Raw genomic sequence first — 15,088 nt, 5'->3', positions numbered from 1 at the left:
CACTGCATACTTCTAGCCGACCGGGGCCCGGCGCGGCAACCATCGGCGGGTGACCCACACCGACCCCTACCTCGCGCTGAGCGCCGCCACCGGCCGCTTCAGCTACGGCGCCCCGCGCGCCGTCACCCTCGCCGCCGACGCGAGCCGCGCCCTGTTCCTGCGCTCCACCGGCCCCACCGACCCGGTCGAGCGCCTCTGGCTGTACGACCCGGCCACCGGCCGGGAGCGGCTGGTGGCCGACCCGGCGGCCCTCCTGCCCGAGCGCACCGGCGCCGCCTCGGCGCTGCCCCCGCTGGAGCGCCGGCTGCGCGAGCGGATCCGGCTGTGGGCCCCCGGCATCGGCTCGTTCGCGGCCACCGCCGACCTCGCGCAGGCCGTCTTCTCCCTGGACGGCCGGGTCTTCCGCTGCGACACCGCCACCGGCACCAGCACCGAACTCCCGGTGGCCGCACCGGCGTTCGACCCCCGGCCGAACGCCGACGGCTCGGTGGTGGCGTACGTCGCCGACGGGGCGCTGCACCTGACCCCGGGCGGGCGGATCAGCCCCGGGGACGGCGCGCTGTGGGGCGTGGCCGAGTTCGCCGCGCAGGAGGAGCTGGGCCGCCTGCGCGGCCACTGGTGGGCGCCGGACGGCACCGCCCTGCTGGCCGCCCGGGTGGACGAATCCGCCCTGCCGCTACGGCACTTCGCCGACCCGGCGCACCCGGAGCTGGCCCCCGGGTCCTTCGCCTACCCGCAGGCCGGCGGCCCGAACGCGGACGTCCAGCTGTGGGTGCTGCGCCCGGGCGGCGCGGCGACCCGACTGCGCTGGGACGGTGCGCGGTTCCCGTACCTCACGGCGGCGGACTGGGAGGGCGACGGCGAGATCCTGCTGACCGTCGCGGACCGGCTGCAGCAGAACGTGCTGCTGCTGAGCGCCGACCCGGCGACCGGCGCGACCCGCGAACTGAGCCGCACCGAGGACGAGTTCTGGGTCGATCCGCTGCCCGGCACCCCGCTGCGGCTGGCCGACGGCCGGGTGCTGACCTCCGCCGACACCCCGGCGGCCCGCGGGGTCGCGCTGGACGGCAAGATCCTCACCGACGAGCGGCTCCAGGTGCGCCGGGTGGTCGGGCCGTGGCGGGACGGCCGACTGCTGATCGAGGCGGGCGACGGCGACCCGGCCGACCAGCACGTGTTCCTGCTCGACCCGCACACCGGGGCGCTGGAGAAGCTCACCGCGGGCCCGGGCGTGCACACGGTGGCCGCCCACGCCGAGGACGTGCTGCTGCTCACCTCGGCCTCGCTGGACGGCGTCCGCCGCGAGCTGCGAACGGCCGCGGGCAGCAGGGACTTCCCCGACCTGACGGCCGAACTCCCCTACCGCCCGCGGCCGTTGCTGGCCCGGGTGACCGAACTCGGCCTGCCCAGCGCGGTGCTGTACCCGCGCGGGCACCGCAGCGGCCGCAAGCTGCCGGTGCTGCTGGACGTGTACGGCGGCCCGGGCTCCCAGGTGATCGCCAACGAGCCGCGCCGCTGGCAGCCCAAGCAGTGGTGGGCCGACCAGGGCTTCGCGGTGGTGACGGTGGACAACCGGGGCACCCCGTTCGTCTCGCCGGACTTCACCCGGGCGATCTTCCGCCGCTTCTCGCAGGTCGCGCTCGACGACCAGGTGGCCGCCCTCCGGGCCCTCGGCGCCGCCCACCCGGACCTGGACCTGGACCGGGTCGGCGTGCGCGGCTGGTCGTACGGCGGCTACTTCGCGGCGCTCGCGGTGCTGCGCCGCCCGGACGTGTTCCACGCGGCCAGCGCGGGCGCCCCGCCGACCGACTTCCGGCTGTACGACACCGCGTACACCGAGCGGTACCTGGGCCTGCCGCAGGACAACCCGGAGGGGTACGCGGCGGACTGCCTGATCGGCGACGCGCCGGGGCTGAGCCGTCCGCTGCTGCTGGTGCACGGCCTGGCCGACGACAACGTGCACCCCGCGCACACCCTGCTGCTGTCCGAGGCGCTGACCCGGGCGGGCCGGCCGCACAGCGTGCTGGCGCTGCCGGGGGTGAGCCACATGACGCCGGACGGGGTGCTGGAGCGGATCGCCGTCCAGGAACTCGCCTTCCTGCGCCGGGAACTGGGTGCGGCCCCTTCCCTGTAGTGGATGACATGTGAAATATTACCGGCCGTCCACCTGTCCACCCCCTCTGGAGGAGCGGGTCACTTGCGCAGACTTCCCACAGCCCTCACGGCTGCGCTGACCACCGGTGCGATAGCACTGACCATCACCCCCGCGTTCGCCCAACCCGCCAAGCCTGCCGTCGAGTTGACGGCCCAGCAGGGCGCGGACGGCCGGGAGGCGCCGCCCTCCCCGCTGCCGCCCCAGGAGAAGGCCCGGCAGGCCCTCAGGGCGCAGGCCCTGGAGCAGGTCAACCAGGGCAAGGTCGCCAAGAACGGCAGGTCCGCACCGGCCAAGGTGAAGATCGGCAACGACTACGTCCAACTGGCCAAGCAGCGCACCGACAAGGTGTTCGTGATCCTGGCCCAGTTCGGCGACCGGGTCGACACCACCACCCAGTACGACGGCCAGGCCCGCTACGGCGGCACCCCCGGCCCGCAGCACAACGCCATCCCGCAGCCGGGCAGGAGCGACACCCACACCTACTGGGAGCGCGACTTCAGCCGCGACTACTACCGGAAGATGTTCTTCGACGACGCGCCCGGCGCGAACTCCATGCGCACCTACTACCGGACCCAGTCCTCCGGCCGGTACGACCTCCAGGGCACCGTCTCCGACTGGGTGACCGTGCCGTGGAACGAGGCCCGCTACGGCTCCAACAAGGGCCCGCAGGGCGGCGGCGCCTGGACCCAGGCCCAGGAGTTCGTCCGGGACGCCACCAAGGCCTGGTACGACGGCGAGCTCGCCAAGGGCCGCAGCGCGGCGGACGTCAAGGCGGAACTGGCGCAGTACGACACCCAGGACCGCTACGACTACGACAAGGACGGCGACTTCGACGAGCCGGACGGCTACCTCGACAACGTGATCGTGGTGCACGCCGGCGTCGACGAGACCTGGGGCGGCGGCGCGCAGGGCTCCGACGCCCTGTGGGCGCACCGCAGCTGGGACTTCCCGGACCCGTCCGGCCGGACCGGCCCGACCGGGAACCGGATCGGCGGCGCGCCGGTCGGCGACACCGGGCTGTACGTCTACGACTACGTGCAGGCGGGCGAGAACAGCGGCGTGGGCCTCTTCTCGCACGAGTTCGGCCACAACCTCGGCCTGCCCGACCTGTACCCGACCACCAGCGGCGACAACTCGGTCGGCTTCTGGTCGCTGATGTCCTCGGCCTCGTACCTGGGCAAGGGGAAGAACAGCACCGGCGAGTACCCGGGCGACCTGGACGCCTGGAGCAAGCTGCAGCTGGGCTGGCTCGACTACGACGAGGCGCAGTCCGCGACCCGCTCCAGCCACATCCTGGGCGTCAGCGGCTATCACACCGACCAGGCGCAGGCCGTCCTGGTGCACCTGCCGCCGAGCAGCACCACCACTTCGCTGGCCACCCCGTTCGAGGGCGGCAAGCAGTGGTGGAGCGACACCGGCGACAACATGGACGCCTCGCTGTCGCGCACCGTGGACCTGACCGGCGCCACCGGCCCGGCCGCCCTGGACGCGGCGACCTGGTACGACATCGAGCAGGACTACGACTTCCTCTCGGTGGAGGCCTCGGCCGACGGCGGCAAGACCTGGACGCCGCTGCACGGCACCGTCGACGGGCAGCCGATCGACGACACCACGGCCCTCACCCCGGGCCTGAGCGGCACCTCCAACGCCTGGCGGCAGCTGCACGTCCCGCTCGACGCCTACCTGGGCAAGAGCGTGCAGGTGCGCTTCCACGTCACCTCGGACTCCAACACCCACGGCAAGGGCGTGCTGGTCGACGCGGTCAAGCTGACCGCGGGCGGCGCGGTGCTGCTCACCGACGGCGCGGAGGACGGCGGCGCCAACGGCTGGGCGCAGGTCGGCTTCTCGGTCGTCCAGGGCAAGGACGCCGTCAAGCAGCACCCGCGGGCGTACCTGGTGGAGAACCGCCGCTACGCCGGCTACGGCGCCTTCCTGAAGACCGGCCCGTACAACTTCGGCTACTCGGGCGTCGCGGGCAAGGCCGATGTGATCGACACCTACCCGTACCAGGAGGGCGTGCTGGTGTGGCTGTGGGACACCGCCTACGGCGACAACAACACCGTCGACCACCCGGGCGGCGGCCTGATCCTGCCGGTGGACGCGCACCCGAAGGCGCTGCGGTTCGCGGACGGCTCGGCCGCCAACGGGCGCGCGCAGCCGTACGACGCGCCCTTTTCGCTGAAGCCGACCACCTCGTTCACCCTGCACAGAGCGGGCGCGGCGACCAAGGTCCCGTCCGAGCCGGCGGTGCCGGTGTTCGACGACCGCACCGGGGTGTACACCGACCCGGCGATCCCGCAGCTCGGGGTGAAGGTGCCGGACACCGGCACCAGGATCGAGGTCGTCCGGGAGACCCAGGGCGGCAAGCTCACCACGGTCAGGGTGGGTCCGGCCTCCTGACCCCGGCGTGATCTACTGGAACCCGCAGGTCGGCAGCTTGTAAAGATTTCTTTCTAAAGCTAGCTTTAGAACATGAGCGAAGAGCTGCCGGCCGTCCGGCTCACCGACCCGCGCGCCCTGCGCGCCTACACCCATCCCACCCGGATGGCACTGGTGGGCCTGCTCCGCCTGCACGGGCCGCTGACCGCGACCCGGGCGGCGGAGCTGCTCGGCACCGAATCGGTGGCGAGCTGCTCCTTCCACCTGCGCCAGCTCGCCAAGTACGGCCTGGTGGAGGAGGCGGGCGGCGGACGCGGCCGGGAGAAACCCTGGCGCGCGACCGCCGCCTTCACCAGTTGGGACGCCTCCCCCGCCGACCCGGAGCGGGCCGCCGCCACCGAGGCACTGCAACGGGCCGTCCTGGACGGCTACTTCACCCGCGCCACCGGCTGGCTGCTGCACCGCGGCACCGACGCCCCCGCGTGGCGCGAGGCCGCCTCCTTCGGCGACAGCGCCGTCCTGGTCACCGCCGAGGAGCTCACCGAGCTGAACGCCAGGATCGCGGAGCTGACCCGCCCCTACGTGGAGCGCCTGGGCTCCGCCGGGCCCCGCCCCGCGGGCGCCCGCACCGTCCAGCTGATCCACCTCGCCGTCCCCACCGAGCCGCACGGGGAGGCCGCGCCGTGACCCTCCTCGACACCCGCCCCACCCGCGCGATCCGCCGCCGGATACCCGAGCTGCTGCACGACCCCGCCTTCCGCCGCTACTGGACCGGGCAGACCGTCTCCTCGCTCGGCGACCAGGTCACCCTGCTGGTGATCCCGCTGATCGCGGTCTCCGCGCTGCACGCCGACGCCGCCCAGATGGGGTACCTGAGCGCCGCCGGGTACCTCCCCTACCTGCTGCTCTCGCTGCACGCGGGCGGCTGGGCCGACCGCTACGGGCACCGCCGCCGGACGATGATCGCCACCGACCTGGCCCGCGCCGCCGTCCTGCTCACCGTCCCGGTCGCCCACGCCGCCGGGGTGCTCACCCTGACCCAGCTGTACGCGGTGGTGCTCGCCGTCGGCGCGCTGTCGGTGCTCTTCAACGTCTGCAACCCGCCGCTGTTCGTCGCCCTGGTGCCCCCCGAGCAGTACCTGCGCGGCAACGCGCTGGTCAACGGCAGCCGGGCCGCCACCTACGTGGCCGGCCCCGGCCTCGGCGGCCTGCTGGTCCAACTCCTGGCCGCGCCGCTGGCGCTGGTGGTGGACGCGCTCTCCTTCCTGGTCTCCGCGGCCTTCCTGCGCCGGATCGACCCGGTCGAGCCGCCGCCCGCGCAGCAGGGCCGCGGCGGCACCGCCGAGGGCATGCGCTGGATCCGGCGCGACCCGGTGATCCGGGCCACCCTGCTCGGCACCGCCACCGTCAACCTGTTCACCTTCGTCATCGGCGCGCTGTTCGTCCTCTACGCCACCCGGGAACTGCGCTTCAGCGCGGGCCTGCTGGGCGCGGTGATGGCCGCCGCGGCGGTCGGCACCCTGTTCGGCGCGGCGCTCACCGGACGGCTGTCGGCCCGGATCGGCGTCGGCCCGGCCCTGCTGTTCGGGCTGGTGCTCTTCCCCGCCCCGCTGCTGCTGGTCCCGCTGGCGGGCGGCTCGGTGACCGCCGCCGCGGCGCTGCTGTTCGGCGCCGAGTTCCTCTCCGGGGTGGGCGTGATGATCCTGGACATCACCGCCGGCGCGGTCTTCGCCGCCTGCATCCCCGACGCCCTGCGCTCCCGGGTCTCCGGCGCCTACCAGGCGGTCAACTACGGCGTCCGCCCGCTCGGTTCGCTGCTCGGCGGCCTGCTCGGCAGCACCCTGGGCCTGCGCCCCGCGCTGTGGATCGCCGCGGTCGGCGCGCTCTGCTCCGGCCTGTGGGTGCTCTGCTCGCCCATCCCCCGGATGCGCGAACTCCCGGTCCAGGAGCGGGCGCAGGCCACCGGGGACTGACCCGCCCGCGCCCCGCCGCCCGCGCCCCGCCGCCTTCACCCGGACGCTTCTGCACACCGTCAACGGCCGCGCACCATAGCGCATTCGCGCATATGCCCGAGGGATATGGCCGAAAGTCTCGCCCTCCCGGGGCGGCGCCGGTAGCGTTGCGTCCTGGTCAGACTACCGCAGGTGAAGGCGGTGGCGGCGACGCACCGTGCCCCGCGCGGTGGGGAGGGAAGGCGGTACGTGCCCGGGATCGAGGAGTGCCTTGCGGAAGCCATGGGGATCACCGGCGCCCTGGGGGTCAGCCTGGTCGACTGGACCAACGGCCTGGCCATAGGCACCGCCGGACTCGGCCCCGACGGCGACCACGAGGTCGGGGCGGCCGACGCCACCGAACTCGCCCGCGCGGTCACCCAGACGCCCTCGTTCGCCGATCCGGACACCGGTGCGCCGCCCGCCGAGGACGTCATCGTCACCTCGGGCGGCAGCTACCACCTGCTCCGCTTCGTCCCCGCGCCCTTCGACGCCAACGTCTTCCTCTACCTGCGGCTGGACCGGGACACCGCCAACCTGGCGATGGCCCGGCTGCGACTGGCCGCCATCGCCGACCGGCTGGTGCTCTCCTGATGTGGTCCACCGACACCCTCGCCCCGACGCCGCCCGTCCCCCCGGTGCCGCCGTCGCCACCGCTGCCGCCCGTGCCCTCGGTGCCGCCGCTGCTGGTGGCCTCCCCGGTCTCGGTGCACCGGCTGGTGCCCGCCGCCGAGCGGTTCGGGTCGGCCGCGGACGTCCCCGGCCCGTACCTGACGGCCGGGCCCGCCGGCGCCGAGCACCCCGGCGCCCGGGCCCGCCGTCGCGGCCCCGGGCCCGCGGCTCCCCGCCGAGGCCGCGCGCCCGCGGCGGACCCACGCCGCCCGCTCCCCGGCGGCGGCGCTCCAGCTGCGCGCCCGCCACCACCTTCGAGGCCGCGCTGACCGACCTCGCCGCCGACGGCTCCACCGGCGCGCTGCACGGCCCCGGCGGGGCGGTGCACCTGGCGGGCGGCCTGGTGGTGCACGCCGAGGCGCCCTCCGCCGCGACCGTCGGCCACCTGCTGACCGGGGCCGGCCGGATCACCGTGCGCGCCTGGGAGGAGAGCCTGCTGCTGGGCGCCGGGCGGCTCGCCGAGCACCTGGTGGGCAGCGGCCTGGTCGGCCCGGGCGAGCTCGAACTGGCCCGGCTGGCCGCCACCCTGGACGGCGCCCAGGAGGCGCTGGCCCAGCCCGACGGGGAGCTGCGCTTCGACCCGGCCGCCGTCCCGGCGTTCCGGCTGGCCCGGCCGCTCTCGGTGCTGGAGCTGCGCGGCGCGGTCGGCCGCCGCCGCTCGCTGCTGGCCGGCTGCTGGCCGTCCGCCGAGCTGGACCGGGCCCCGCTGCGGGCCACCGGCGCCGCCCCGACCCGCCGCACCGCGGTGCCGCGCCGCCGCCGGCAGGCGCTGCTGGCCGCGGCCGACGGCACCCGCACCGCGCCCGAGCTGGCCCGGCTGCTGGGGCGCTCCACCTACGGCACGCTGCTGGACGTCCGGCAGCTGGCCGCCGCGGGGCTGCTCGCGGCCCTGCGGCCGACCGCCGTCCCCGACCCGCCGCCGGCCGCCGCGCCGCGAACCGCGCCGCCGGACGTGCTGTTGCCGCCCGGTCCGCGCTCCTACGACTCCTCGGACCCGGAGGTGGGCCTGCTGCTCCGACTACGCGCTGCCCTGGAGGCCCTGTGACCGCCCCGCCCACCCGCCCCGTCCCGCCGACCGAGTCATGAAGCGGACCTTTCGACAACTGACCGCGAGGAGGACCCCCGTGCTGCCGGAAGCCGAGGTGCAGGCCGAACTGCAGGGCCTGCGGGCGCGGATCCCGCACCTGACCGGGTCGCTGGTGGCGACCATCGACGGTCTGGTGGTGGCGCACGACGCCTCCGCGCTGGAGGCGGAGAGCGTGGCCGCGCTGACCGCCGCCGCGCTGGGCGTGGGGTCGCGGCTCACCGAGGCGACCGGGCAGGGCGCCTTCCGGGAGCTGATCACCCGCGGCGAGCGCGGCTACACCGCGACGTACGCGGCCGGCGCGTACACCGTGCTGACCCTGCTGGCCGGTTCGCAGGCCAACGTGGGCCGGCTGCACCTGGAGGCCCGCCGGGCCGGGGCCCGGATAGCGGCGCTGGCCGACGCCGACCTCGACCGGACGACCTTCTGACCTCCGCCCCGACTCCCGACCCGACCCCTGACACTCATCTCACCCCACCGAAAACCCGTCGCAGCAAAGACCTGACGGGTCGTCAGTTCCTTTCACGGAAGAGGTACTTGGAAAAAATGGCTGCTGTGGAAACCGCGCTGAAGGACATCATGAGCGCGATCGAGGGCACCATCGGTGTCGCCCTGGTCGACTACAACAGCGGAATGGCGCTGGGCACCATCGGCGGCGGGTCCGACCTGGACCTGAACGTCGCGGCCGCGGGCAACACCGACGTGGTGCGGGCCAAGCTGCGCGCGATGGAGCTGCTGAACCTGAACGAGGCGATCGAGGACATCCTGATCAGCCTCTCCACCCAGTACCACCTGATCCGGCCGCTGACCTCGCGCACCGGCAAGGGCCTGTTCCTGTACCTGGCGCTGGACCGGAACCGGGCCAACCTGGCGATGGCCCGGCACCAGCTGAAGCGGGTCGAGGCCGAGCTGGAGGTCTGACCCTCCGGACCCGGCCCCGATCGACGGCGGTCGCTACCTGCGCAGGGTGAGCAGGCCCCCGGTGGGGACGCGGACGGACAGCTCCGTCCCCCCGACCGGGGTCCGCGCCCGGGCGACCGTCCCGCCCCGGCAGTCCTGCACCAGCAGGTCGACGGTGCCGGGCGCGCGGTCGAACCCGACCCGCACCAGGGTGTCCTGGTCGGCGTTGGCGACCAGCAACAGCTCCCACTCGCCGTCGGCCCGCAACGGCAGCGGCGCGTACCGGCCGAAGGCCAGCCGGGCGCCGCTGCGGGCCTCGATCACCGGGTAGGCCGACTCGGGCCGGTGCGGGCGCAGTTCGCCGCGCTGGAGCAGGTCGCGGTGCTCCTTCATGACGCCGAGCCAGAAGGCGAGGGCGGTCAGCTGCCCGGCGTCCTGGGCGGCGAGGTCGACGGAGACCTGGGCGGTGGCGAACAGCACCGACTGGAGCAGGACGGCGATCCGCTCGGGGCTCTCCCGCGGGTGCCAGGTGAGCGGGTCGGCGTGCACGGCGAGCGGCCCGGCGGTCAGGCGCAGGTCGGCGGTGCGGACGCGGTTCTCGACCGCGCCCAGCGGGCAGTCGGCGGCGCGGACCATGGTGGCGTAGGGCCACAGGCCGGGGCCCACGTAGTCCTGGCGGTGCTCGACCAGGACGTCCGGGCGGGCGGCGCGCAGCCGGGCGTCGAGTTCGGCCAGCAGCCTGTGCACGCCTTCGGCGACGGTGGCGCAGTCCGCCTCCGGGGAGGCGGTGCCGGGGGCGGCGGCGGGCGCGGTACCGGGCGCGGGCTCGCGGGCGAAGGTGTCCACGAAGTCGATCTTGAGGCCGTCCACGCCGTGCACCTCGACGGCGGCGGCGAGCCGTTCGACCTGGTGGGCGCGGACGGTGGCGCTGCGCGGGTCGAGCAGGAAGGTCTCCAGCTGCGGCAGGTGGGCGAGGGTGTGGCCCGCCAGCCGCCCGGCGGCCTCGCTGCGGTCGCCGGCGAACGGGATCGCGTGCCAGAGCAGGTAGGCGAGGCCGAGGTCCTGGACCCGGCGGACGTGTCCGGCGAAGTCGGGGAAGTCGTGCGGGGCGGGCCGCCAGTCGCCGGTGGTGGCGTAGGAGCGGGTGCGTTCGTCGGTCTGCCAGCCGTCGTCGACGATCAGCGAGCGGAAGCCGAGCGGTGCGGCGAGTGCGGCGAGCCGTTCGACGTCGGCGGAGGTCATCGCCAGGTGCAGCGCGTACCAGGTGCAGAACACCGGCTCGAACGCGGCATCGGGGACGGCCCGGACGGGGACGAGGGTGCCCCACCAGGCGGCGGACTCCCGTACGGTGTCGGCGAAGTGGCGTCCGCTCAGGTCGAGGCGCAGGGCGAGGCGCGGGCCGTCCTGCTCGACCCACCAGCCGTAGCGGCCGGTCTCCTCGACGGCGCCCTCGCCGATGGTGACGGGGCGGACGGGTTCGCCGACCGCGAAGGTGCACAGCGCGCGGTCGCCGGGGCCGACCAGGCTGCCGACGGGGGCGCCCTTGGGCAGCGAGACCTCCCGGGGCGGGGACCAACTGGGCGGCAGCCAGCGGGCGTTGGTGTCCGGGGTCCAGTAGGCGGTGGCGCCGGTGCAGGGCAGCTGCCACTCGATCCGCAGCCGGGTGTCCGGGGCGGCGGTGGCGGCCTCGACCAGCAGCACGCCGGGGGACGGCAGTTCGGTGACGGTGACGGCCGGGGCGGTATCGCTGCCGACGGCGGTGACCCGCAGGGCGAGCCGTCCGGCCTCGACGGTGCGGGAGGTCTCGGTGCGTCCGGACGGCGGCGCGGAGCCGTCCCAGGACAGCGCGGCGTTTCCTGCCACGGGGCGGTGGTTCCTTTCACGGGGTGGACCCGCCCCGGCCGGCCGCGGAAGCGGTCGGACGGCCGGCCGGGGCGGGAGCGCGGGCGCGGGCCGCTACGCCTCGGGGAAGTGGCAGGCGGCCTGGCGTCCCGGGCCGGTGAGGGTGAGCAGCGGGGCTTCGGTCCGGCAGACGGCCCGGGCCTTGGGGCAGCGGGGGTGGAAGGTGCAGCCGGCCGGGGGGTTGGCGGGGCTGGGCGGGTCGCCGAGCAGGACGATCCGCTCGCGGGTGCGTTCGGCCACCGGGTCGGGCAGCGGGACGGCGGACAGCAGCGCCTTGGTGTAGGGGTGCGCGGGGTGGTCGTAGACCTGCTGCTTGTCGCCGATCTCGACGATCCGGCCGAGGTACATGACGGCGACCCGGTGGCTGATGTGCTTGACCACGGCGAGGTCGTGCGCGATGAACACGTAGGCGACGCCGAGTTCGGCCTGGAGGCGTTCCATCAGGCCGACGATCTGGGCCTGGATGGAGACGTCGAGCGCGGAGACGGGTTCGTCGGCGACGACGAGTTCGGGGCGGGTGGCGAGGGCGCGGGCGATGCCGATGCGCTGGGCCTGCCCGCCGGAGAACTGGTGCGGGTAGCGCTCCAGGTGTTCGGGGGCCAGGCCGACCAGCCGGATCAGGTCGCGCACCTCGGACCGGATGCGCGCCTTCGGCTCGCCCTGGGCGCGCAGCGGTGCGGCGACGATCTGCTGGACGGTCTGCCGCGGGTTGAGCGAGGCGAACGGGTCCTGGAAGATCATCTGGAACCGGCTGCGCAGCGGCCGCAGCCGGTGCTGCGAGGAGCGGGTGATGTCCTGGCCCCGGAAGCTGACGGTGCCGGCGGTCGGGTCGAGCAGCCGCACCAGCATGCGTCCGGTGGTGGACTTGCCGCAGCCGGACTCGCCGACCAGGCCGAGCGTCTCGCCGGGGCGGACGTCGAAGCTGACGCCGTCGACGGCGCGGACGCCGGCCCGGCGGCGGAGGGTGCCGCGCGGTCCGGGGAAGGTCATGCCGAGGTCGCGGACGCTGAGCAGGGCTTCGGGCGTGCCGGGGTCCGCGGCGTCGGCGAGCGGGGCGGTTTCGGTGGTCATGCGGTCACCTCGTCGAGGACGCACGCGCTGCGGTGGCCGTCGGCGACGGTGCGCAGCGGCGGGCGGTCGCCGGTGCAGCGGGCGTCGGGCCGGGCCGCGTGGACGGCGCAGCGCGGGTGGAAGGCGCAGCCGGGGGGTGGGGCGAGCAGGGAGGGCGGGCTGCCGGGGATGGAGCGGAGTGCGGTGCCCTCCCCGGCGTCGAGGCGGGGCAGCGAGTCGAGCAGGCCGCGGGTGTAGGGGTGCCGGGGGGTGGTGAAGAGGGTGTCGGCGGGGGCCTGTTCGGCGGCGGACCCGCCGTACATGACGAGGACGTCGTCGGCGACCCGGGCGATGACGCCGAGGTCGTGGGTGATCATGACGATGCCGAGTCCGCGGTCCTGCTGGAGGCGCATCAGGAGTTCGAGCACCTGGGCCTGGACGGTGACGTCGAGGGCGGTGGTGGGTTCGTCGGCGATGACCAGGTCGGGTTCGCAGGAGAGCGCGAGGGCGATCATGGCGCGTTGGCGCATGCCGCCGGAGAACTGGTGCGGGTACTCGTCGGCCCGGCGGGCGGGTTCGGGGATGCCGACGTCGCCGAGGACGTCGACGGCGCGGGCGAGGGCGGCCTTGCGGGTGCCGCCGAAGTGCTCGCGGTAGGCCTCGGCGATCTGGTCGCCGACGGTGAAGTAGGGGTGCAGCGCGGTGAGGGCGTCCTGGAACACCATCGCCATCCGGCGGCCGCGGAGCCTGCGCAGCTGTTCGTCGGGGGCGCCGATGAGTTCGGTGCCGTCGAGCCGGGCGGAGCCGGTGACGGCGGCGCCGCGGTGCAGACCCATGACGGCGAGCGAGGTGACGGACTTGCCGGAGCCGGATTCGCCGACGATGCCGAGGGTGCGGCCGCGTTCGACGGTGAAGTCGACGCCCCTGACGGCCCGTACGGTGCCTTCCTCGGTGGTGAACTCGACGGCCAGGTCGCGCACGTCGAGCAGCGGGTGGGAGGTCATGACAGCCTCGCCCTCGGGTCGATCCAGGCGTAGACGAGGTCCACGACCAGGTTGGAGCTGATGATGAAGAAGGAGGCGAGCAGGGTGATGCCCATGATCACCGGCTGGTCGGCCTTGTTGAGGGAGTCGGCGAAGAGCTTGCCGATGCCGGGGAGGCTGAACAGCGATTCGGTGATGAGCGCGCCGGCCAGCAGTCCGCCGAGGTCCATGCCGAGCATGGTGGCGACGGGGGTGAGGGCGGGGCGCAGTCCGTGCCGGCCGACGACGCGGGCTTCGCGCAGGCCCTTGGCGCGGGCGGTGCGGACGTAGGGTTCGGCCATCGTCTCGATGACGGAGTTGCGGGTCATCCGGGCGTAGATGGCGGCGTTCAGCAGGGCGAGGGTGATCCAGGGGAGGATCAGGTTGGTGACCCACTGGCCGGGGTGCTCGCCGAAGGCGATGTAGCGGGGGTAGGGCAGCAGTCCGGCGACGGTGACGACCAGGTAGAGCAGGATCATCGCGGTGAAGTAGACCGGCAGGGCGGCGATGCCGATGGTGCCGATCATCAGGGTGCGGTCGAGCCAACTGCCCCGGCGCAGCGCGGAGAGCACGCCGACGCCGACGCCGAGGACGAGCCAGAGCACGGCCGCGCCGAGGGCGAGCGAGACGCTGGTGGGGAGCCGGTCCATCATCAGGTCCCAGACGGGCTGGGCGGACTGGAAGGAGTAGCCGAAGCAGGGGAAGTCGCACTGGACGGCGTACGGGCCGGTGCCGTAGGAGCGGCCGGCGAAGACGGCGGTGACGTAGTGCCAGAACTGGACGGCCAGGGGGTCGGCCAGTCCGAGCTGCTGCCGGACGAGTTCGATCCGGTCGGCGGAGCAGTCCTTGCCGCAGAATTGGGCGGCGGGGTCGCTGGGCAGCAGGTAGAAGACGGCGAAGGTGAGCGCGCAGACCGCGAGCAGGGTGGCGGCCATGGCGAGCAGGCGCCGGAGCACGAATCCGGTCACGTCCGGCCGCCCTTCGGGTCGAGGGCGTCCCGCAGGGCGTCGCCGACCAGGGTGAAGGCCAGGACCACCAGGAACAGGCAGGCGCTGGGCAGGATGAAGAACATCGGGTCGACCTTGTAGTAGAGCACCGCGTCGGAGATCATCTGGCCCCAGGAGGGCGTGGGCGGGCGGATGCCCACGCCGAGGAAGGACAGGGCCGCCTCGGTGCCGATCAGGCCGGGGACGGCGAGCGTGACGTAGACGATGACGGTGCCGGTGAGGTTGGGCAGGATCTCGCCGAACAGGATGCGCCGGTTGGTGGTGCCGCTGGCCCGGGCGGCCTCGACGTACTCGCGGTGCTTGAGCGAGAGGGTCTGGCCGCGCACGACGCGGGCGATGTAGGGCCAGGAGAAGACCGACATCACGCCGATGAGCAGGAGCACCCGGTTGACGTCCCGGGCGACGGAGAGCAGCGCGATCATGAAGATCAGGCTGGGGAAGGACATCATGATGTCCATGAAGCGGCTGATCACGGCGTCGACGCGGCCGCCGAAGTAGCCGGCGGTGATGCCCAGGACGGTGCCGATCAGGGTGATCAGCAGGGCGGAGACGAAGGCGACCAGCAGGCTGATCTGGGCTCCGTACAGCAGCCGGGCGAAGATGTCGCGGCCGAGCATGGGTTCGACGCCGAGCCAGTGTTCGGGGCTGATGCCGCCGAGGGAGCCGCGGGGCAGGCCGCCGAGGTAGGGGTCGACCGCCTTCTTGTCGATGCCGTCGGGCGTGGTGCCGCTGATCGCGGTGAGGACCGGGGCCAGGAGGGCCGCCAGGACGAAGAGGGCGATGACGGCGGCGCCGACCGCGGCGGTGCGCCGGCGGCGCAGGCGGTGCAGGGCGAGGGCCCGGGGGGAGGCGGGGGCGGTGGCGGCCTCGGGGGCTTCCGGTGCCCCCGCTCCCCCGGCCGGGGCCGGGGCGAGCGGGGTGGTCAT

At 74.4% G+C, this 15,088-nt stretch carries 14 protein-coding genes; 9 read left to right on the top strand and 5 right to left on the bottom strand.

Annotated features, from left to right (window positions below; genetic code table 11):
- The first annotated feature begins 49 nt into the window (after positions 1–49).
- From HUT16_RS31660 to HUT16_RS31620, 9 genes are all read left to right on the top strand, one after another.
- Positions 50–2,134, top strand: a complete 2,085-nt coding sequence (locus tag HUT16_RS31660) for a prolyl oligopeptidase family serine peptidase (RefSeq protein WP_176191449.1) — start codon at positions 50–52, stop codon at positions 2,132–2,134.
- Between the two features lie 63 nt (positions 2,135–2,197).
- Entirely contained in the window at positions 2,198–4,555 is a 2,358-nt protein-coding gene (locus HUT16_RS31655; RefSeq protein ID WP_254898076.1) for an immune inhibitor A domain-containing protein, read from the top strand.
- Positions 4,556–4,627: 72 nt separating this feature from the next.
- Positions 4,628–5,221, top strand: a complete 594-nt coding sequence (locus HUT16_RS31650) for a helix-turn-helix domain-containing protein (RefSeq protein WP_176191447.1) — start codon at positions 4,628–4,630, stop codon at positions 5,219–5,221.
- Positions 5,218–6,507 carry an MFS transporter gene (locus tag HUT16_RS31645; RefSeq protein ID WP_176191446.1) on the top strand — a complete coding sequence of 430 codons (1,290 nt, stop codon included), beginning with the start codon at positions 5,218–5,220 and terminating at the stop codon, positions 6,505–6,507. Before HUT16_RS31650 ends, HUT16_RS31645 begins: the two co-directional genes overlap by 4 nt.
- A 228-nt stretch (positions 6,508–6,735) precedes the next feature.
- Positions 6,736–7,119 carry a hypothetical protein gene (locus HUT16_RS31640; protein ID WP_176191445.1) on the top strand — a complete coding sequence of 128 codons (384 nt, stop codon included), beginning with the start codon at positions 6,736–6,738 and terminating at the stop codon, positions 7,117–7,119.
- Positions 7,119–7,466: a hypothetical protein gene (locus tag HUT16_RS39460; protein ID WP_176191444.1), complete on the top strand. Its 348-nt coding sequence runs from the start codon at positions 7,119–7,121 to the stop codon at positions 7,464–7,466. Before HUT16_RS31640 ends, HUT16_RS39460 begins: the two co-directional genes overlap by 1 nt.
- A gap of 53 nt (positions 7,467–7,519) precedes the next feature.
- Positions 7,520–8,242, top strand: coding sequence for a transcriptional regulator (locus HUT16_RS31630; protein ID WP_176191443.1), 723 nt, complete (start codon positions 7,520–7,522; stop codon positions 8,240–8,242).
- 79 nt (positions 8,243–8,321) lie between these two features.
- Complete coding sequence (locus HUT16_RS31625) at positions 8,322–8,711, top strand: roadblock/LC7 domain-containing protein (protein WP_344552770.1); 390 nt, start codon at positions 8,322–8,324, stop codon at positions 8,709–8,711.
- A gap of 116 nt (positions 8,712–8,827) precedes the next feature.
- Positions 8,828–9,202: a hypothetical protein gene (locus tag HUT16_RS31620; protein WP_176191441.1), complete on the top strand. Its 375-nt coding sequence runs from the start codon at positions 8,828–8,830 to the stop codon at positions 9,200–9,202.
- A gap of 33 nt (positions 9,203–9,235) precedes the next feature.
- On the opposite strand, the gene HUT16_RS39455 is transcribed toward HUT16_RS31620, so the two are convergent.
- From HUT16_RS39455 to HUT16_RS31595, 5 genes are all read right to left on the bottom strand, one after another.
- On the bottom strand, positions 9,236–11,044 hold the full coding sequence (locus HUT16_RS39455) for a glycoside hydrolase family 36 protein (RefSeq protein WP_176191440.1): 1,809 nt from the start codon (positions 11,042–11,044) through the stop codon (positions 9,236–9,238).
- A 93-nt stretch (positions 11,045–11,137) separates the two neighbouring features.
- Positions 11,138–12,154, bottom strand: a complete 1,017-nt coding sequence (locus HUT16_RS31610; protein WP_176191439.1) for an ABC transporter ATP-binding protein — start codon at positions 12,152–12,154, stop codon at positions 11,138–11,140.
- A complete protein-coding gene (locus tag HUT16_RS31605; protein WP_176191438.1) occupies positions 12,151–13,137 on the bottom strand; it encodes an ABC transporter ATP-binding protein in 987 nt (328 codons plus the stop codon). Before HUT16_RS31605 ends, HUT16_RS31610 begins: the two co-directional genes overlap by 4 nt.
- The gene (locus HUT16_RS31600) at positions 13,134–14,123 is read right to left on the bottom strand and encodes an ABC transporter permease (protein ID WP_176191437.1); all 990 of its coding nucleotides are present in this window, start codon (positions 14,121–14,123) and stop codon (positions 13,134–13,136) included. The genes HUT16_RS31605 and HUT16_RS31600 overlap by 4 nt, the downstream gene beginning before the upstream one ends.
- On the bottom strand, positions 14,120–15,088 hold the full coding sequence (locus HUT16_RS31595) for an ABC transporter permease (RefSeq protein ID WP_176191436.1): 969 nt from the start codon (positions 15,086–15,088) through the stop codon (positions 14,120–14,122). Before HUT16_RS31595 ends, HUT16_RS31600 begins: the two co-directional genes overlap by 4 nt.

The sequence above is a fragment of the Kitasatospora sp. NA04385 genome (assembly GCF_013364235.1).
Classification (GTDB): domain Bacteria; phylum Actinomycetota; class Actinomycetes; order Streptomycetales; family Streptomycetaceae; genus Kitasatospora.
The sequence above is the reverse complement of the archived record's forward strand: the minus strand, read 5'-3'. Positions and strand labels throughout refer to the sequence as shown.

What these genes read in the sequence shown, in the direction of transcription:
- HUT16_RS31650 (WP_176191447.1), top strand. Translation starts at nt 4,628, where the DNA reads ATGAGCGAAGAGCTGCCGGCCGTCCGGCTCACCGACCCGCGCGCCCTG.
- HUT16_RS39460 (WP_176191444.1), top strand. Translation starts at nt 7,119, where the DNA reads ATGTGGTCCACCGACACCCTCGCCCCGACGCCGCCCGTCCCCCCGGTG.
- HUT16_RS31620 (WP_176191441.1), top strand. Translation starts at nt 8,828, where the DNA reads ATGGCTGCTGTGGAAACCGCGCTGAAGGACATCATGAGCGCGATCGAG.
- HUT16_RS31610 (WP_176191439.1), bottom strand. Translation starts at nt 12,154, where the DNA reads ATGACCACCGAAACCGCCCCGCTCGCCGACGCCGCGGACCCCGGCACG.
- HUT16_RS31605 (WP_176191438.1), bottom strand. Translation starts at nt 13,137, where the DNA reads ATGACCTCCCACCCGCTGCTCGACGTGCGCGACCTGGCCGTCGAGTTC.
- HUT16_RS31595 (WP_176191436.1), bottom strand. Translation starts at nt 15,088, where the DNA reads ATGACCACCCCGCTCGCCCCGGCCCCGGCCGGGGGAGCGGGGGCACCG.